Below are 19,198 nucleotides of genomic sequence, written 5' to 3'. Positions count from 1 at the left end.
GCACCATTCGCCGGCCTCCTTGTCTCGTCACCGCGCCGGATGCGATCCCCTCGCCGACCGCTCCGGCGACGTCATGATGCGCCATACCGGTTCTCGCCCGTCGCTTCTGGCGCGATCCGGTCCCTTTATCTCCGGCTAGTCCGGCCAGCGCAGCAGCGATGCAACCCGGCGCTTGCGCCTGTCGGCGAGCGGCGTTGCGATGATGCTGTTGGATTGCTGTGCCTTGTCCAGTTCCTCATTGAGTCGCGCCAGCACCTGATGCTCCTGATCAGGATGCAGGTTGCACGGGTCCATGAAGAAATAGCCGTGCTCGACTTCGTGGTCGCGCACGATGACGGGCGGATTGCCCGCTGCCAGGGCGTCGGCCAGATCCCAGGCGGTGATATGGGCCAATTCCCGATCGACATTGACCTGCAGACGATCCAGGGGATTGTCGGTTGGATCCGCCACGATCGTCGCAGTGATGCCCGGACGGGCCGCCAGGCCGATCTTCCAGAGCTCGAGCGCCCGCAGCTCGCGCGCCCTGATGCCCTCATGATCGCGCCGCTCCCAGGCTTTCAGGGCCGCGATCGTTCCAGCGATCCCTTCCTTGCCGACCTTCATGCCGCGGCCGATGCCGATGTTCTGCAGGAAGGCCGCGCGCACGAGATCCTTGCGGCCGGCGACGATACCGCCGGTCGGTCCGCCGAGGAACTTGTGGGAGGAATAGACGACCACATCGGCGCCGGCCGCCAGGAAACCCTTGAGGTCATATTCGGAAGCTGCGTCGACGATAACCGGCACGCCCTTTTCATGGGCAACCGCGGCGAATTCATCGAGCGGGATCTGGCCGAACTGGACCGTATGGTGCGAGACCACATAGAGCGCCGCCGCGGTGCGCTCCGTGATCGCGCCGGCGAGCTGGTAGCCATAGGCGCTCGTCACCTGGCCGACGGGCACGACCCTCGCTCCGGCGATGCGAACGCTTTGTTCGACCGGCGCACCGAAACTGACGAGATGTCCGCTGAGGACGACCACCTCATCCTTCAGGCCTCGTGCATCGGGCAGCCGTTCGATGGCGGCAAGGTCGGTGCCCGTCATCGCGCCGGCGATGGCCAGGGTGATCCCTGCCGCACAGGAGGCCGTCACGAACCCGGTTTCACCGCCGGTGAGCCGTGCGATCACCTCACTCGCGCGACGCTGCAGATCATTGATCTCGACGAACTGCGGCAGCATCCGGGCGATCGTATCGACCGCCTCAGGCACCACGATCGAGGCGCCAAGGCCGGTCATCGTGCCGGATACGTTGATGATCGGGCGAACTCCGAGTGTGGTCCGGATGTCAGTCATCATGTCGTTCTCCTGGGAGCCTTTCCCAACCGATCTGGTATTGCCTGGCGAGGTGTCACAGGCTTGCGCGCCCGCGGTCCCCGTGAGATCGATCCGCGCATTGATCCGCTATGCCCGCCGCCGCGCAGATCCATTAAGAATGCGGATCCATGGGAACTCCGATGAGAGATATTGCTGCGCGATGGACAGGCGGAGCCCATCCCTCGCAACAGCAAGCTTCCCCTCTCCTGCGAAGTCCCCATGGATCACCTCCGCCCCCCGGCAGCCCTGCTAATCCTGTTGTGCGCCGCACCCGTCGAAACCGCAGCGTGGCATTGGCGCACGTTGCCGCGGCCTGTAGCGCGACGCCTCCGCCACATGGCCATTGCGAATGGCAAAGCGCGGTTCGAACATCCGGGTGAGATGCGCGATCTGCCCCAGCGAATCCGTCACCGTCAGATCGTCGTCGACGAGATCGAAGACGGTCAATTCGGCGTTTTGTCCAACGGCGAGAAGATTGGCGACAGGCAGGCCCACGGCGGTCATCGGCGCGGTCGTGGACGCTGTCACCACATCGTCGAAGGGCAGGCCCACGGACAGGAGCTTCGACATGGTCGTTGCAAGGTCCCACACCGTCGTATCCAGGCACCGCAAATGCAGGTCCGTCGAGATCGAGAAGGGTTTGAGCCCGCGCCTGATGGCAACCTCGGCGACCTTGAAAGAAAACGACGCGCCGCCGTGCCCGATGTCGAGGCGAATGCCACGCTCCGCGCATTTCACCACGAGATCCCACAGATGTTGGTCCTCGGTGATCGACGAGCCGGCCTTGCCATTGAAGCAATGGGTGACGATATCGCCGGGATCGAGGACCGCCAGCACCTCGTCATAGGTCGGCGGCGCTTCGCCGACATGAACCATCATCGGCAGGCCGGCGATCCGCGCCATCTTCTTCGCGATCTTCAGCGGGGTGATGCCCCAACTGCCGACGATGACGCCGCTGGCACGGCATTTGATGCCGACGATGACGTCGCGGTTGGCCTCGATGACGGCCAGCGAGCGGTCCATATCGATCGACCGGGTATCGATGAGCTCGCTCACGCGGTTGCAGGCGACGAGACCGATCGAGCCGACGTTGAGGAAGGCAAGGATGCGTTCCGGCGCCCGATCGATCACATATTCGCGGAAGCCGTGGAAATTCGCCTCGCCGGCCGAGCCGGCGTCGACGATCGTCGTCACGCCACGCTGCAGGCCGGCCTGCGCCGGCCGGATCGAGATGTCCGTGCCGCCATGCCAGACATGCGCGTGAAGATCGACCCAACCAGGCGACACATAGGCATTCTTGCCTTCGATGACGCGCGTCTCGGCATCAGCCTTGAGACCGCGTCCGACAGCCGCGATCTTGCCGCCCTCGTCGATCAAGATATCCACTTGGGCTTCGGGCAAGCTGCCACCGAAGGCCACCGGTTTCACGTCGCGCACAAGGATGCGCGCGCGTCCTCCGGCTTCCTGGGCCCAATGTTCCAACATCGAAATCGTCCTTGCGTGATTACAAATCTTTGGAGAAGCGTGGATCGAGCAGGTCGCGCAGACCGTCGCCCACGAGTTGCAGCGAGAGCACGGCGATGACGACCGCCAAGCCGGGGAACAGCATGATCCACCAGGCCTGGTCCATGTACTGGCGGCCAAGGCTGATCATTGTTCCCCAGGTCGGCACGTCGGGCGACACGCCGACGCCGAGGAAGGAGAGTCCCGCCTCCGCGAGAATGGCGCTGGCGAAGATGAACGTCCCCTGCACCAAAATCGGCGATGTGATGTTGCGCAGCACATGCATGACCATGATGTGCGGCGTCGAGACGCCGATGGCGCGCGCTGCCTCCACATAGGGCAACTCGCGGATGACCAGCGTGGAGGCGCGCACAATGCGCGCCAGGCGTGGCGCATAGACGATGCCGAGCGCTACGATGACATTCACGAGCGTCGGCCCGAGTGCTGCGACGAGCGAGATGGCGAGCAGGATGTCGGGGAAGGACATCATGGCATCGAGAAGCCGCGAGATCGGTGGATCGAGGCGACGGAAGAAGCCGGCCAGCAATCCAAGCGTGACGCCGACGAGGGCGGAGAAGACGACCACGGCAAAGCCGACGAACAGCGACGTTCGTGCGGAATAGACGACGCGGGTGAAAACATCCCGGCCGAAGTCGTCCGTACCAAACCAATGAACGCCGGAGGGCGCCAGCAGCCGGTTGGCCACCGACAGCCGCGATGGGGAGAACGGGGTGATCCATGGCGCCAGAGCGCCCGCCAGCACGAAGACGGCGAGCACGGCGATGCCGATCACCATGGTCTTGCGCTGCATCGTCCGCTTGAGCAGCGACGGGCGTGGCGCAAAGGTGGGGGTGTCGAGCGTGGTCATCAGAAGCGCACCCGCGGATCCACGACGAGATAGAGCATGTCGATGATGAAATTCAGCAGGACATAGAGACCTGCGACGATCAGCAGGGCCCCCTGGATGACGGGGTAGTCGCGGCGCAGCACGGCCGAGACCACGAGATTACCGACCCCGGGCAGGCCGAAGACCGTCTCCGTGACGACCGCGCCCGAAATCAGCACCGCCGCCGTCAGGCCGATGACGGTGAGGATCGGGATGAGCGCATTCTTCAGGGCATGCTGCAGCAGGACCTTCATATGGCCGACGCCCTTGGCGCGCGCCGTGCGGATATAGTCGCTCGACAGCACCTCGATCATGCTGGTGCGCGTGAAGCGCGTGATGAGCGCAGAACTGATGATGCCGAGCGTCACCGCCGGCAGCACGAGATGCTGCATGCGCCCGGCGAAGCTTTCTCCCGGACCGCCGTAGCCGGATGTCGGGAACCAGCCCATGCGCACGGAGAAGAACTGGATGAACAGGAGGCCAAGCCAGAAGCTCGGGATGCTCGCCGACAGCATCGCGACCGCCGTCACCAGTTGGTCCGTCCAGGTGCCGCGCTTCCACGCCGCCATGATGCCGACGGGCAAGGCAATGGCGCAGGCGATCAGCATCGCGAAGACCGTGAGGAAGAACGTCGGCTCGGCGCGCTGGGCGAGCGCACTCAGCACCGTCTGGTCCAGAAAGATCGACCGGCCGAGATCGCCCCGCGCCACCTGTTCGAGAAAGGCGACATACTGGATGAGCATCGGTCGGTTGAGCCCGAGTTGCTCGCGCAAGGCAGCGATGTCGGCTGCCGTCGCATCGGGACCGAGCATGACAGCGGCGGGATCACCCGGCGTGACGCGCACGATGACGAACACCACCGTCGCCACGATGAACATGACGATGATCATGCCGATGAGGCGATTGAGCACGTAGCCGACCATAACTTTACACCCTCACAGGGGAAGAGGGACCGCGTCCCCCACGCGGTCCCGTGCACCCGGGCGATCGATAGACGATCCCCCTGGCGGACTCAGTCCAAAGCGCGAAGATGCTGAGGCATCCGCGCTTTGGCGACGCGCAGGCGCCGCGCGGGCTTGACCAGGTTGGTATCAGTCCAGCGAAGCATTCCAGAAGAACGGCCAGGGTGCTGGCTCGACGCCCTTGAGGTTCGGCGCCTGCGCATAGAGCGCATTGAAATTGCCGACCTTGTAGAGCGGCGCTTCGGCATAGACCGCCTCCTGCACCTTGGCGAACAGCTTCACCCGCTCGGCGGCATTGACGGCCGTGTTGAAGGGCCCGATGGCCGCGTGTTTTGCGGGGGTCGACCACCAGCCCGGCGACGCATCCGACATGTAGCTGGACAGGGCCGGCTCGGGCAGGAACGGGCTGTGGGTGATGTAGATGCTCCACAGCTTGGGATCGGCGCGGCGCTGCGTAAGCGTTGCCCAATCCACCACCTGCATGTCCACCTTGAAGCCCGCCTGTTCGAAATAGGCCTTGGCGACCTGGGCCATCTTGTAGTGGAACTCATATTGGCGGCTCGTCAGGATGACGAGGGGCTCGCCCTTGTAGCCGGCCTTCTCGAGGAGCGCCTTGGCCTTGTCCGGGTTGGCCTGGTTGTAGAGCTTCGTGCCGGCCTCGGTGTGCCAGATGAAGCCCTTCGGATAGAGCGCACCGTCGACTTCGTAGAAGTCCTTGGAACCGAAGGCGGCCAGCAGCATGTCATTCGGATCGAGGGCGGCCTGTACAGCCTGGCGCACCTCCAGTTTCGACAGGATGCCCTCCTTCGTGTTCATGACGAAGACCGGCCAGCCGAAAGACTTCAGGACGGAGGGGGTGGATTTTCCGCCTTTCAAGCGCTCGAAGGATTCGACCGGCAAGGAATCGATATAGGCGAACTGTCCGGCGACAGCCCCTTCGACGCGTGTGTTCGGATCGGGAACAGGAACGAAGCGGATCTCGTCAAGATATTGCTTGCGCGCGCCGCCGTAGAAATCGGCCTCGCCGGCGCGGGACTTGTATCCGTCGAAGCGGGTCAACTGGATATACTGATCGGCCTTGCGCTCCTTCAAGGCATAAGGACCCGTGCCCACCACCTTGGCCAGCGGCACGGCCTGGTTGTCCGCCTCAAGGATGATGGCCGCCGAGTTGTTGAAAGCAAGCAGGGCGAGCAGGGGCGCATAGGCCTCCTTCAGCGTGATCTTCACCGTCAGATCGTCGACCGCATCGATCGCGGCGATATTGGTCGCGGTCTGTTTGCCGCGCGAGGCGTTCTCGGTCCACCGCTTCAGCGAGGCGACCACGTCACGCGACGTCATCGTGCCGCCGTCGTGGAACGGGATCCCTGAGCGCAGCTTGATGGTATAGACCTTGCCGTCCGGCGAGATGTCAGGCAGGGCCTCGGCCAGAAGCGGGGTGATCGCCCAGTCCTTGCCGAAGGTGTAGAGCGTCTCGAAGATGTGCTGGCTAACGATGCCGACGAGATCCGCCGTCGACACCATCGGGTCGAGGGTCGGCGGTTCGCCAACGGTCGCCACATTGATGATCCCTCCGCGCTTCGGCTCGGCTGTAGCGCTCACGGAAAATAATGGAAGCGCGATCAAGGCCGCAGCCAGAAGGGAATGATATCTAGGTTTCATGACCTCTCCCCGTTTTTCTATGTAATAGGAATTATTAGTCTACTTTTTCGATCTTATATTCTCTCTATATACGTATTTATATGAACCGAACGCAGCTTGGTGTGCCAGCTTCTACGCGATAACCTGTATCGCGACCGCGCCCTTCTTTCCAGTCGATATCCCACAGGATGATCGTGTCATCGTTCTGGTTCGCCGCGACGATCCAGCGTCCGCAGGGTGAAAAAGCAAAGTCCCGCGGCTTGTCGCCGCCGCTTGGAATATCGAACCGGGGCGATATCGTGCCGCTCGTCTCGTCGAAGTCGAAGACCGTGATGGCGTTGGCGCCGCGGTTCGAGACGGCAAAGCTACTCCGAGTGGGATGCCAATGCAGCCCCGCGGCGGTGTTTTCCTGCTGGAATGGCGTAAAGAGCGTGGAAAGACGGGCAACGGCCTCCAGCCTGCCATCGTGAAAGCGGAGGGACGACACCTCACTCGCCAGCTCGTGGATGACGAGGAGATGGCGTCCATCCCGGCTGAAGTGGACGAGCCGCGGCCCCGATCCCGCGGGCGGGCGCCAGGCAAGGGCGGGCGCGCGATCGAGATGCCCTTCGCTGAAGGGGTAGCACGTGATCTCGTCCGTACCGAGATCCGGGACGACGACCCAGCGGCCATCCGGCGAGAACCGAACCGCGTGGGGATGCGGGGCGGTCTGGCGGGTGGGGTGGATACTGGCACCGTGGCGCTCGACCACGGATCCTGCCTTTCCGATGCGGCCCTGCGGATCGATGGCGCGCGTGAAGACATGGCCGCTGCGGTAGCATGCACCCGCGAGCCACCGGCCGGTCGGATCGAGATCGATATGGCACAGCACCCGCCCAGGGGCAGCCTCGCGGTCCAGAAGGCGCAGGCGCCCGGCATCGCGATCAAGCGCGATGGTGGCGATGCCGTTGCGGGCATCATCGACTTCAAGGGCCGCAAGAAAGCGGTCCTTCGCAAAGGGCTTGAGATAGGATGGGTTCGGCAGGCCGCTGAGACGGTCGACGAGAGAAAGATCGCCGTCCTCGCCGAGCCTCACCAGGGAGATCCCCTCCCCTGCCGCGCGAAACTCCGCGTAGCTTTCCGTATAGCTGCCGACGACGAAGAGACATTCAGCCATTGCTGCACGCCCCCACGCTCGTCTTGCGGGCGATGCCCGAGGTTGCGCCGGAGCGCATGGCTCGCCTCGGGGCCGTGCTCGGCTCGCAGAGACAGACATCGAACGCCTTGGCGAGGGCCGCGTGTTTCATTTGCGCGCCCCTTTGGGCGGCGGCCCGCTCGATGCCCGGATATTCAGGGTGGGGTCCAGCGTGATCCTGATCGGGGGGCCGGCATATTGACCCAGAATCCTCTCGTGCAGAAGCTTGAGCGCGAGGCGTCCGAGCGTCGATGGATAAGGGTCGACGGTGGTGACGGGCGGATCGAGCGAGCGGGCAAGCAGGCTGTTGTTGATCGCCGCCACGGATACGTCGCGGGGAATGCTGAGTCCCGCCTCGCGCAATGCACGCATGACGCCGACGGCGGTCACATCGTTGCGCGCGAACACCGCCGTGAATTCGATGCCGCGATGGATGAGATCGGTCACCGCGGCATGGCCGGCCTCCTGGGAGGGAAGATCCGGCAGGCAGACCAGTTCCGCATGCTGCGCTATGCGCGCCTCCTTCAACGCCTCGCTATAGCCGCTATAAGGAGAGAAATTATGGAAATGCGGCGCGCCTTCCACATAGGCGATCCGGCGATGGCCTAGTGCGATGAGATGCTCGACGGCAAGCTTGGCCGCCGTGAGGTAATCGGTCGAGATCGTGTCGATCTTCAGTCCCTTCGGCCAGCGGCCGACATAGACCAGCGGCTTGCCGGCCTCGATCACCTTGAGCGCACCCGGCGCCGGCCTGTCGATGGCACCCGGGGCGACCACCGCACCACCGATCAAAGGGTCGCTCGCAACTTCCGCAAGCTGCTCGCTTTCGCTTTCGAACCGGTACTCGGACTGGCTCGCCATGATCTTGAGGTCATGGCTGCGCGCCTCCTGCTCCATCCCGTCAATCATCTCCCCATAGAACGGGCTGGAAAAGGTGGGGATGATCAGCGCCAGACGGGCAGGCTGAATCGTCCCCGGGCGAATGCTCGCCAGCCTGTCGACAACAAAGGTACCACTTCCCGGCCGGCGCTCCAGCCGGCCGGCATCCACGAGCGCGTCGATCGCCCGGCGAATGGTGGTGCGCGACAGGGCGTACTCCTCCATCAGCTGGCGCTCGGACGGAATCGCATGGCCAGGCTCATAGCGGCCTTGCTCGATCGCCTCGCGCAACGTGCGCTCCATCAGTCCGGTCTTGTCAGAAGTCATGGATTGCGTCACCTCATAGAACATGTATTATATATTAAGGCTTCAAAGACAACAACAGCTGAATTTATGATACCGGTACTACCAAAGGGGGATGCCATGAAATCCATCATCGCTGGTGCATGTTGCCTGGTCGCGCTCTCGGGCGCCGCCCTCGCCCAGGACAGGTCGTTCAAATATCCAAGCTGGATGTGGGAAGAAGGCCAGGTCGGGGCCTGGCATAAGGAGCGCAAGGCCGAGTTCGAGGCCAAGCATCCCGGGGTCAAGGTTGAGGCCACGGTCTTGTCTCCGGCGACCTTCGAGAATGTCATCACCACGCAGATCGCCGCAGGCGACGTGCCCGATCTGATGCCAGCCTATACCAATATGCTCGCGCCCCTCATCGATGCCGGCATTCTCGCGCCGCTCGACGACTGTATCGCCGCCTCGTCCTATAAGGATCGCCTCCTGCCCTCCATCAAATTCGCGCAGAAGGACGGCAAGACCTACGGCGTGCCGCTCACCATGAGCCCGCAGTCCATGATCGTGAACAAGGACCTCCTGGACAAGGCCGGGGTGACCAGCATTCCGACGACGCCCGAGGCGTTCCATGCCGCGGCCAAAGCCGTGAAGGAGAAGACCGGGCAATGGGGCTATGGCTTCCCCAACAACATGTCGAACGCGCTCTTTCCCTATCTGCAGAGCATGCAGTGGGTGATCGGGCTCGGCGGGGACTGGTCGAAACCCGACGGAACGATCACCGCGAACGATCCCCTGACCGTCCAGGGCGTGTCCTGGACGAAGCGCTTCCTCGATGAAAATCTCAGCCCGAAGGGGCTCGATGCCAATGCGATTCGCACCATGTTCGCGGAAGGCAAGGTCGCCTTCATCTTCGATGGTCCCTGGGTGATCGGGCAGGTCGCGACGACCAATCCGGATCTGGTCAAGAAGGTGGATTTTGCCGTCATGCCGACGCCGACCCACGCGGCGATCACGGGCGGTGCCTTCTACACCATCCCCGCCGGCTCGAAGCTGAAGGCTGAGGCCTGCGACTATCTCGAGATCATCAATGCGGAGCCGGCCCAGCGCTCCTATGTCGAGAAGCTCTTGCAGATTCCTGGCACGGACGTGAAGCTGAGCCCCGAATTCCTCGCCAAGAACCCTTGGGTTGGCCAGATGGTCGAGATCGCGGCGAAATATCCCGGCGGCCTCGGCTATGCGCCCCCCGGCTATGCCGTCGATGCCGCGGAATTCCGGCAGATCGTGACCGACCATCTCGCCAAGATCTATGCCGGCACCGCGACCGTGGAAGAGGGACTGAACCAGGCCCAGAAGGCCCTTGAAACCTGGGCCAAAACCCGCTGAACAGCCCCGACCTGGGGGGGGCGCCGATATCCCACCGGCATCAGGCGATGCCGGTGGGGCCTCTCACGCGGGAGGGACGCTCCCCGAATGCGCATCGTCCCCGTGCCGTGGGCGACCCGAACCCGGAAGGATGAAGCGTGTTGGGATGCGCAGCTTTGGGAGATGCGCGCCCCCTTTGCGACAACAATGCGCGCGACACGAACGCCCTGCATCCGGCAGCGCGCGAATGCTCTCGGACGCCGCGGGCGCACCCGCAATGGCCCCGGTTGGTCTGAAGGCATGATACCAATTAATACCAGTTTGCGAGCAATCTCATGAAGCGCGATCCATCGATGGCCCCACGGCCGTCGCGAGCGACGCCTTTTGACTGGATGCCCGTCTGGCTCATCGCGCCGGCCGGAATCATCATGGCGGGGCTTCTATTTTATCCCATTGTGCGGGGTATCACGCTCTCCTTCTTCAACACCCGGTTGTTGCGCTATAGCGAGGGACAGTTCATCGGCCTTGCGAACTATGTTGCGCTGGGGAGCGATCCGGCCTTTTGGAACTCGGTAAGCGTGACCTTCACCTACGGCCTGGCGACGATGCTCTGCACCTATGGCCTCGGCCTCGGATTCGCCTTGCTGCTCAACCGCGAGATCCCGGGCCGCGGCTTCATTCGCACGCTGTTCATCATGCCCTGGGCCATTCCCGAGGTCGTCGCCGTGATGATCTTCGTGTGGATGCTCGATGCCCAGTATGGCGTCATCAATTATGCTCTGGTCGAGGCCGGGATCATCAGTGCGCCGGCTGCCTGGCTGACGAGCGCCGGGCTCGCCATGCCGGCGCTCGTGCTCGTGACGAGCTGGCAGCAGTTCCCCTTTGCCATGCTCATTCTGCTTGCCGGCCTGCAGACCATCCCCGACGAGCAGTATGAAGCGGCGATGATGGATGGTGCGGGCGTCTTCCGGCGCTTCATCCATGTGACGCTGCCGGGATTGAGGGCGGTCAACGTCATCCTCATCCTGATCCTGATCCTCAATTCCTTCCGCCGCGTGACGATGATCTATGCGATGACGGGCGGCGGGCCGGCCCGCGCGACGGAAACCTTGTCGATCCTCACCTATAACGTCGCATTCCAATATCAGCGGATCGGCTACGCAGCCGCGGTGGGCGCGGTTCTCCTCGTCATCCTGCTCTGCTTCAGCCTCGCCTATTTCTTCCTGATCGCACGCCGGAGCGAGGCGCCATGAGATCCTTCGTCAATTCGGCCAGGACCATGGGCGCGGTCTCCGCCGCCGGCTCGGCGCGCCTCGCCTTCCTCCGGAGCGCGGCGGCCTTCGCCTTCACCCTCCTGTGCGCAGGCCTCGTGATCTTTCCCTATTACTGGATGTTCGTGTCGTCCCTCGGCAGCAGCTCCCTGTTCGAATGGCCGCCGCGCATCATCCCGAGCAGCATCTCGTTCAAGGCCTATGAGAAGATCTTCACCGAACGTGCGGTTCTGACCTGGCTGACGAATACGGCCGTCGTCGCTTCCGCCACGTCGATCTTCTGCACCATCGTCGCGATCAACGCGGGCTACGCCCTGTCGCGCTTCCGCGGCAAGATGACGGGCGCTTTCGGGATCTTCATCCTGTTCTCGCAGATGCTGCCGGCGACGCTGATCGTCGTGCCGCTCTATGTCATCTTCCGGCAGCTTGGCCTCTATAACACCTTGATCGGGCTGGCGATCGCCGACGCGGCCTTCATCCTGCCGCTGGCGACCTGGCTGATGAAGGGCTTCTTCGACCGCATTCCCATCGACCTCGAGGAACAGGCGCAGATCGACGGCTGCAGCCGCATGGGAGCCTTCTACCGCGTGACCCTGCCGCTCGCGATCCCGGGCCTCGTGGTGGTGACGGCCTTCTCCTTCATCACCGGCTGGGATGAGTTCTTCCTGGCGCGGACACTCATTGCAACGCAAAGCAACTGGGTGCTGTCGGTCGGCCTCACGTCGTTCGAAAGCCAGTATTCGGTGGCCTGGGACGAGATGATGGCGGCATCCGTCGTTTTCGCGCTGCCAGCGGCAGCCTTCTTCCTCGTGATCCAGCGCTATCTCGTCTCGGGCCTGACGTCGGGCGCCGTCAAAGGCTGACCGCCCTCCCTTAAGAGGCCATCCGCAGGCGCGGGCGAAGGTATCGCCTGCGCCTTGTTCTTTTTAACAAACGCCGATCGCCAAAGCGGATGTCGGGGCGTTCCGGGCTCGCTGGAAGCCGGATTGGCCGAATTGGGTCCTGCCGGGCATCTTTGGCCGCGCGTTCTGTCGACACTTTGCGCGGAGGCGTGAAAGCGCGTGAAATATTCCTTTTCGACTGCCCGCTTTGCGAATACGATCTCTAAAATTTCAGCGTTGCCGGCATTATACGGCTCTATTTAAGTCGAGATGACGAGAAGGCCGAGCCCACGCGACGTCAGAAGGGGAGCTCGCTTCATGCTGCATGCTGTGCGCCGTGCCTTTATTGCGCTCGCGCTTGCCGCGTCCACGACGGTGGCCGCGGCGCAGACGAACACCGTGACCGTCGCCCAGGGCTTCGATCCGCAGACGCTCTGGCCCAACGGCACGACGGCCTCCGACAATCTCAATGCCGGCGGCGTGATCGTCGAGCCCCTGCTCTGGAACAACCCCGCGACAGGCAAGACCGAACCCCTCCTCGCGGAGAGCTGGGAACTCGTCGCCCCCACGACCATGAAGCTCACCCTGCGCAAGGGCGTCAGCTTCACCAATGGCGAGCCGCTCAATGCGGATGCGGTGGTGCATAGTTTCAAGGTCTTTCTCGACCCGAAACAGGCGCCCGCCTACGCCAACTATGCCGCGGCCATCGATCGCGTCGAGAAGCTCGACGACATGAGCGTCGCGGTCCATACCAAATTCCCCTACCCGCCCTTCGAGTTGATGCTGACCCAGGTCTATGTCACGCCGCCGGCCTATTGGGCGAGCGTCGGACTGGAGGCCTATGGCCAGAAACCCATCGGCACAGGGCCTTTCGTCCTGAAGGAATGGGTTAAGGACAGCCAGCTCGTGATGGAGCGGAACGCCCAATACTGGGGTAACGGCCCCAAGGGTAACGGCCCCAGGGGTATCGACCGTCTCGTCTGGCGTCCGGTGCCCGATGACGCCGCGCGCGTCGCGGGTTTCACCATCGGTGAATTCGATATCGCCACCAATATTCCGATCACCGCCATCGGCGAGATCGCGCGCCTGCCCGATCGCGCGGTCATTGAGGTGCCGAGCTACCGGATCTTCCAGCTCATCCTGTCGTCGCTCGACGAACATCCAAGTCCGCTCAAGGACAAAAAGGTCCGGCAGGCGATGAACTATGCGGTCGACAAGAAGCTCATCATCGAGACCCTGTTTGCCGGTCGTGCCTTTCCGCTCAACGGCCAGGTGCTGCGCAAGGAACAGCTCGGCTTCGACCCGTCGCTCGCCGACTATCCCTATGACCCTGAGAAGGCGAAGGCGCTGCTGCGCGAGGCGGGCTATCCCGACGGTTTCGAGATCGTCTTCAAGTTTCCCTCGGGCCGCTATGCCCAGGATCGCGAGGTGTCCGAGGCCATCGCCGGGATGCTGGCCAAGGTCGGCGTCCGTGCCAGGATGGTCTCGCTCGAGGCCGGAGAGTTCCTGCGCCAGCTCCGCGCGCGGGAATTGCAGCCGATGGCTTTCCTGGGGCTTGCGCCGCTCGATGATCCGGACTTCCAGGTCGCGCAATATCGCTCCTCCTGGCGTTACTCCTACATGCGCAACGCGGAACTCGACGCGCTGATCGACGCGGGTGCGCGCGAGACGGACAGGGCGAAGCGCACCGACATTTATCGCAAAGCGATGCAGCTCATGCATGAAGAGGCGCCGATCGTCTTTCTCTACGGCGGCTTCGACTTCTACGGCGTGTCGAAGAAGCTCGAAGGCTTCCGGCCGCGCGGCGATCAGCGCTTCTTTTTCTACGGCGTCACGCTCAAGCCTTGATCGTTCTGCCGCAAGAACCCGCCTATCCCACGTGTTCCGTATGACTAGTGTCCCGAATCCGAAATTCGTATCATTTCCGGGAGGCGTCGTTCGAATTTCGGATTCGATCAGGACACTAGCAAGCTAATAATTCTCGTGTGGTTTTCGGATTTTAAATTCGTCCATCACACTCGATCCATTCTGTGACGAATTTCAAATCCACCACACTTGGGGAGTGCAAGGACCATCATGCCATCAGTCTCACCCGATGCCGTTGTCGTCGACGGATTGAATTGCGCGCGCGTCAGCCGCGAGCAGATGCTGCGCACGCTGGAAGGCGGCGTGACGGCCATCAATCTGACAGCGATCCGTCCACCCCATGATTTCGCAACAGCCATGCCCGCACTGGCGCGCACCCTGGCGGTGATCGCCGAAAACAAGGACATCGCCGTCATTCCCCGCAGCGTCGCCGATATCAAGGCCGCGAAGGCGGCGGGCAAGCTCGCCATCATTCTCGGTGCCCAGAATTCGGTGGTCGTCGAAGATGACCTCGAACTTCTGCGCATCCTGCAGCGCATCGGCTTCAGGATCCTTCAGCCGACCTATATGGAACGCAACACCCTGGGCTGCGGCGTGCTGGCCAAGGGGGGCGACGATGGCCTGACCGAAAAGGGCGAGCGATGGGTCGCGCTCATGAACGAGCTCAGGATGCTGATCGACCTGTCCCATGTCGGGTACCGCACGGCGGCCGACGTTCTCGCCCGCTCGAAGCGACCCGTCATCTTCAGCCATTCCAACGCCCGGGCGCTGTGCGACAGCCTGCGCAACATCCCCGACGATCTCATCCTTGCCGCGGCACGCACCGGTGGCACGGTCGGCCTGACGCCCTGGCCGCCGATGACCCGGCACGCGACACGTCCGACCCTGGATGACTGGGCGGAGCAGGTCGCCTATGTCGTCAATCTCATCGGGATCGACCATGTGGCCTTCGGCAGTGACCTGTCGGAAGGATCCTATGCGTCCGAGGAGCAGTGGCAGAAGTCCTTCGGCCCGCGGGGCCTATATCCCGAAGTCACCGGTGTCATGGGCCCGTGGTTCATCTTCACCTGTCGCATGACCGAAGGTTTCGAGAGCCTGACCGACACGCCGCATCTCGGCGACGCCTTGAAACGCAAGGGCTTTCGGGCATCGGACATCGACAAGGTCATGGGCGGAAATCTCCTGCGCGTCTATGCCGAGGTCTGGGGGGAATAGCTCCCTCCCCTCCGCTTGGGCGAGCCAACGGATTCTCCTGTAGGGTCGGATCACACAGATCTGCGGTTCCACATCCTTCCCAAAAAAGAAAGTCCAGTCGGGCTTGGAAGCCCGACTGGACCCTGCACGGATCGGCTCCCCGTATTGGGGGAAGGGAGAGCCTCACGCGCCCCAGATGTCGTGCATCACCCGTAGCCAGTTGCCGGAGGCGATCTTCTCGATGTCCGATGCGCCAAAACCACGACGACGCATGCCCTCCCAGATGCCGGGCGTGTCCTTCATCGACTGGAAGCCGGTGTTGAGACGGGTCTCGTAGCGGTACCAATCGCCGAGGATGCCGGTGATGTTCGGATATTCGCCGTTCGGACCGACCGCCTTGTCCCATTTCACCGGGTCCGGATGCGGCTCGACAAGGTCGGTCGCGAAAGAGACATGGTCGACGCCGGCGACGTTCACCCAATGCGCGACATGGTCGATATAATCGTCGAGCACCGGCCGGCGCTCGATCTTGACCAGGGGCGACCACATCACGGCGCCGATGAGCCCGCCCGTCTCGGCTACGGCGCGGGCCTGCGCATCCGATTTGTTGCGCGGGTTGGGACACAACGCATAGGCATTCGCATGGCTGATGACGACGGGCGCGCGGGCCGCGGCCAGATAGTCGTCGGTCGTCGTCGGGCCGCAATGCGACAGGTCGACGATCAGGCGCTGCTTGTGCATTTCCGCGAGCCAGGCGCGTCCGGCCTCGGTGATGCCGCGATCCGTGCTCGCATCGAAGGATGCACCATAGCCAAAGGCGTTCTGCTCATTGTAGGTCGGCTGCAGGATACGTATACCGAGCGTCCGGAATACGCCGAGCAAGGCCACGTCGGCCTCGACCATGGTGGAGTTCTGGGTGCCGAGGATGACACCGACGCGTCCCGACTCGTGGGCCGCGCGGATATCTCCGGTCGAGGATACGATCAGGGCAATATCGGGCATGGCCTCGATGGTGTCGCGCACGGCCTGCAGGCGCGTCAGGGACGCAACGAGATCCCCAAGCACCGGCAGGCAGGTATAGTTGAGCGCGGTGATGCCGCCCGCATGGGTGCGCACCATCTGGTCGCGGTTCATCGAGGCGCAGTTCAGGCCGTCTATGACGATATGGGACAGTTCGGACACCTCTGGACTCCCTGTGCGCTTGTACGGTCGCTGAAAACGGCGTCGGTCGGGCTTCAAACCAGGGCCGGCGCGCGGACGCTAGTGGAATGAATTTGACATTCGGTACCCGCCCGATGTCGACCTCGAGACCGAATGTCAAATTCGGCAATTCCACTCGAATCATAAACATCCCAGTGGTTCTCCTGTTTCCAACATTTGCCCTCGGGGCCGATACAAATGGGATGCAAATGCTGGAAACGAACCACTAGGCGGCCGATCCCGGTTTCTATTTTGCGTCGCTGCGAAACAGGACCCACATCACTTTCGTGGGGATCGGGCCTGCATTGTAATATTTGTGGGGGCGCTGGCTCGCGAAGCGAAAGCAGTCGCCCTGCCCGAGCACGTAGCGCCGGCCATCGACGAAGAAATCGAGGCTCCCCTCCAGGATAACGCCGGCCTCCTCGCCGTCATGGACAAAGCTCTCGTCGCCCGATTTCCCGTTGGGTTCGATGGTCATCATGTAGATGTCGAGCCGCGGCAACCGGCGAAAGGGCGTCAGGAGCTCCTTCGTGATGCCCGTCTGCGCCAGCTCGATACGCTTGCGATCCTTGACGCGCGCGATGGGCCGCTCGCTATCGCCCTCGTCGAAGGGCGGCTCGAACAGGTCCGCGATGTCGACATCAAGACCATGCGCCAGCCGCGCGAGTACACGCACCGACGCGGAGGACAGGCCGCGTTCGACCTGGCTGATCAGGGCGATCGACAGCCCGGCCCGTTCCGCGACCTCTTTCAGCGAACGACCGCGCGCCAGGCGGAGCTGGCGGATACGATCGCCGACGGAGATATCTGTTTCACGGTCGAGGGCGGCTGGATTGCTGGCGAGGGCAGGAATGGGTGTTACCTTTGATCGCTTGTAACGGAAAGTCCGATCGCGACGATATTTGTGAAATTTTCTTTTGTAAATTCAAAAAATGACGATACGCTCGACATAATTTAAATCCGAGGAGAACCCGATGCGCCCCAACCTGCGTGCACTCGCGCTTGCGGTGTCGCTGCCTTTCATCGCGTCTACAGCGTCTTTGTCCGGCAGTGCCGCGGCGGCGACCTTGACCATCGCCCAGCCTTACGACCCGGCGGATTTGTTCGGCACCCTGTCGACCAATAATCCGTCTTTCGCGATCCTCGAGCCGCTGTTCTTCAACAATCCGCTCAGCGGCAAGATCGAACCGCTTCTGGCCGAGAGCTTCGACAAGATTTCCGAGACGGAGATCCTGATCAAGCTGCGCAAAGGGGTCAGCTTCACCAATGGCGAACCGATGAACGCGGATGCGGTGGTGCACAGCCTCCGTGTCTTCATGGATCCGAAGATCGCCTCGGCCTATACGGTCTACTCGACGGGTCTCGCGGGCGCGGAGAAGGTTGACGACCTGACCGTTCGCCTGCGCCTGAAACACCCCTACCCCGCGCTCGAGCTGATGCTCGCCCAGGTGCTGGTGACGCCGCCGGCCTATTGGGCCGAGGTCGGCCCGAAGGGCTTCGGCCAGAAGCCGATCGGCACCGGCCTGTTCAAGCTCACCGAGTGGGTCAAGGACGACCGGCTGGTGATGGACAAGAATACGGGATACTGGGGCAAGCTGCCGGAAGGCATCGACCGGCTGGTGTGGAAGGCGGTGCCGGATGACACCGCGCGCGCCGCGGGGCTCACCACGGGCGAATACGGGCTTGCCGTCAACCTGCCTGTGACCACCGCGATCGAACTGGAGCGCCGCCCCGATCTGAAGCTGATCGGTGTCGACAGCTACCGGGTGTTCCAGGTGGTGCAGTCCTCGCTTGAGACCCACCCGGGGCCGATCCAGGACAAGCGCGTCCGCCAGGCCTTGAACTACGCCATCGACAAGAAGCTCATCATCGACAACCTCTTCTTCGGCAAGGGCGGGATGTTGCATGGCCAGATCCTGCGGAAGAACCAGCTCGGTTTCGACCCGGCGATCGACGACTATCCCTATGATCCGGCCAAGGCCAAGGCTCTGCTCGCCGAAGCCGGCTACCCCAACGGCTTCGAGGTCGGCTTCAAATGCCCGTCGAACCGCTATCCGAACGATCGCGAGCTCTGCGAGGCCATCGCCGGCATGCTCGACAAGGTGGGCGTGAGGACCAAGATCACCTCGCTCGAGTCCGGCGAGTTCCTGCGCCAGTTCATCGCCCGCGAGCTCGCGCCGCTCGGCCTGATCGGCCTCGGGGTTCCCGATGATCCAGGTTTCGCGATCGCAGCCTACCGGTCGGACTATCGCTATTCCTATATCAAGAACGCCGAACTTGACGCCTTGATCGACGCGGGCGCGCGCGAGACCGACCGCGCCAAGCGGGACGCCATCTACAAAAAGGCGATGCGCATCATGCATGACGAAGCGCCGATCATCTTCCTCTTCGCCGGCGTTGAATTCTACGGCACGACCAACAAGCTGGAGAACTTCAAGCCAAGCGGCGACCAGCGCTTCTATTTTTACAATACATCGCTCAAGTAGTAAGCGCCGATCCTTGTCTTCGGACATAATCGGGGGCCGGGAAGATGAACTCTCCCGGCCCATTCTTGTTGAGAGCATGCTGTATTTGGATGGAATCCCGCCGTCATTCCCGGGCCTCGCGTCAGCGAGGAGCCCGGAATCCATGAACACGAGGTCTGAGAAGAAGGCGCATCGGACTGTGCCTCCCCGGTTAAGCGTGGTGTTGTTGAACCTGGTATTCTTGGGTTCCTGGCTCGGGCCTTTCGGCCCGCCCCGGAATGA

Annotated in this window: 15 protein-coding genes; 6 read left to right on the top strand and 9 right to left on the bottom strand. The window is 62.8% G+C overall.

The window, feature by feature from the left end; genetic code table 11:
* Positions 1-135: 135 nt before the first annotated feature.
* The 7 genes from C7450_RS09010 to C7450_RS08980 form a co-directional block, all read right to left on the bottom strand.
* Positions 136-1,332: an aminotransferase class V-fold PLP-dependent enzyme gene (locus tag C7450_RS09010; RefSeq protein WP_110374103.1), complete on the bottom strand. Its 1,197-nt coding sequence runs from the start codon at positions 1,330-1,332 to the stop codon at positions 136-138.
* 267 nt (positions 1,333-1,599) lie between these two features.
* Positions 1,600-2,835 (bottom strand): amidohydrolase/deacetylase family metallohydrolase, encoded by a 1,236-nt coding sequence (locus C7450_RS09005; protein ID WP_110374102.1) that lies wholly within the window; start codon positions 2,833-2,835, stop codon positions 1,600-1,602.
* A 19-nt stretch (positions 2,836-2,854) separates the two neighbouring features.
* Positions 2,855-3,664 carry an ABC transporter permease gene (locus tag C7450_RS09000; RefSeq protein WP_425351171.1) on the bottom strand — a complete coding sequence of 270 codons (810 nt, stop codon included), beginning with the start codon at positions 3,662-3,664 and terminating at the stop codon, positions 2,855-2,857.
* A 56-nt stretch (positions 3,665-3,720) separates the two neighbouring features.
* A complete protein-coding gene (locus C7450_RS08995; RefSeq protein ID WP_110374100.1) occupies positions 3,721-4,662 on the bottom strand; it encodes an ABC transporter permease in 942 nt (313 codons plus the stop codon).
* 168 nt (positions 4,663-4,830) lie between these two features.
* Entirely contained in the window at positions 4,831-6,360 is a 1,530-nt protein-coding gene (locus C7450_RS08990; protein ID WP_110374099.1) for an ABC transporter substrate-binding protein, read from the bottom strand.
* A gap of 76 nt (positions 6,361-6,436) precedes the next feature.
* The gene (locus tag C7450_RS08985) at positions 6,437-7,495 is read right to left on the bottom strand and encodes a lactonase family protein (RefSeq protein ID WP_170147154.1); all 1,059 of its coding nucleotides are present in this window, start codon (positions 7,493-7,495) and stop codon (positions 6,437-6,439) included.
* A 126-nt stretch (positions 7,496-7,621) separates the two neighbouring features.
* Complete coding sequence (locus C7450_RS08980) at positions 7,622-8,719, bottom strand: GntR family transcriptional regulator (protein WP_170147153.1); 1,098 nt, start codon at positions 8,717-8,719, stop codon at positions 7,622-7,624.
* A 96-nt stretch (positions 8,720-8,815) separates the two neighbouring features.
* Between C7450_RS08980 and C7450_RS08975 the strand changes: the two genes are divergently transcribed.
* The 5 genes from C7450_RS08975 to C7450_RS08955 all read left to right on the top strand — a co-directional run bounded on the left by C7450_RS08975 (position 8,816) and on the right by C7450_RS08955 (position 15,272).
* Positions 8,816-10,060 (top strand): ABC transporter substrate-binding protein, encoded by a 1,245-nt coding sequence (locus C7450_RS08975; RefSeq protein ID WP_170147152.1) that lies wholly within the window; start codon positions 8,816-8,818, stop codon positions 10,058-10,060.
* A 314-nt stretch (positions 10,061-10,374) separates the two neighbouring features.
* The gene (locus tag C7450_RS08970; RefSeq protein ID WP_110374096.1) at positions 10,375-11,292 is read left to right on the top strand and encodes a carbohydrate ABC transporter permease; all 918 of its coding nucleotides are present in this window, start codon (positions 10,375-10,377) and stop codon (positions 11,290-11,292) included.
* On the top strand, positions 11,289-12,173 hold the full coding sequence (locus tag C7450_RS08965) for a carbohydrate ABC transporter permease (RefSeq protein ID WP_110374095.1): 885 nt from the start codon (positions 11,289-11,291) through the stop codon (positions 12,171-12,173). The genes C7450_RS08970 and C7450_RS08965 overlap by 4 nt, the downstream gene beginning before the upstream one ends.
* Before the next feature lie 336 nt (positions 12,174-12,509).
* Positions 12,510-14,039 carry an ABC transporter substrate-binding protein gene (locus tag C7450_RS08960; protein ID WP_170147151.1) on the top strand — a complete coding sequence of 510 codons (1,530 nt, stop codon included), beginning with the start codon at positions 12,510-12,512 and terminating at the stop codon, positions 14,037-14,039.
* A 228-nt stretch (positions 14,040-14,267) separates the two neighbouring features.
* The gene (locus C7450_RS08955) at positions 14,268-15,272 is read left to right on the top strand and encodes a dipeptidase (RefSeq protein WP_110374093.1); all 1,005 of its coding nucleotides are present in this window, start codon (positions 14,268-14,270) and stop codon (positions 15,270-15,272) included.
* A 162-nt stretch (positions 15,273-15,434) separates the two neighbouring features.
* On the opposite strand, the gene C7450_RS08950 is transcribed toward C7450_RS08955, so the two are convergent.
* Together C7450_RS08950 and C7450_RS08945 are read right to left on the bottom strand one after the other, a co-directional pair.
* Entirely contained in the window at positions 15,435-16,433 is a 999-nt protein-coding gene (locus tag C7450_RS08950; protein WP_110374092.1) for a dipeptidase, read from the bottom strand.
* Positions 16,434-16,698: 265 nt separating this feature from the next.
* Positions 16,699-17,238, bottom strand: a complete 540-nt coding sequence (locus C7450_RS08945) for a cupin domain-containing protein (protein ID WP_267213151.1) — start codon at positions 17,236-17,238, stop codon at positions 16,699-16,701.
* A gap of 187 nt (positions 17,239-17,425) precedes the next feature.
* Between C7450_RS08945 and C7450_RS08935 the strand changes: the two genes are divergently transcribed.
* Positions 17,426-18,937, top strand: a complete 1,512-nt coding sequence (locus C7450_RS08935) for an ABC transporter substrate-binding protein (RefSeq protein WP_110374089.1) — start codon at positions 17,426-17,428, stop codon at positions 18,935-18,937.
* Positions 18,938-19,198 lie beyond the last annotated feature (261 nt).

Source organism: Chelatococcus asaccharovorans (assembly GCF_003201475.1).
In the GTDB taxonomy this organism is placed as follows: domain Bacteria; phylum Pseudomonadota; class Alphaproteobacteria; order Rhizobiales; family Beijerinckiaceae; genus Chelatococcus; species Chelatococcus asaccharovorans.
Note: the sequence above shows the minus strand (reverse complement) of the source record. Positions and strands in the feature narration are given on the sequence as shown.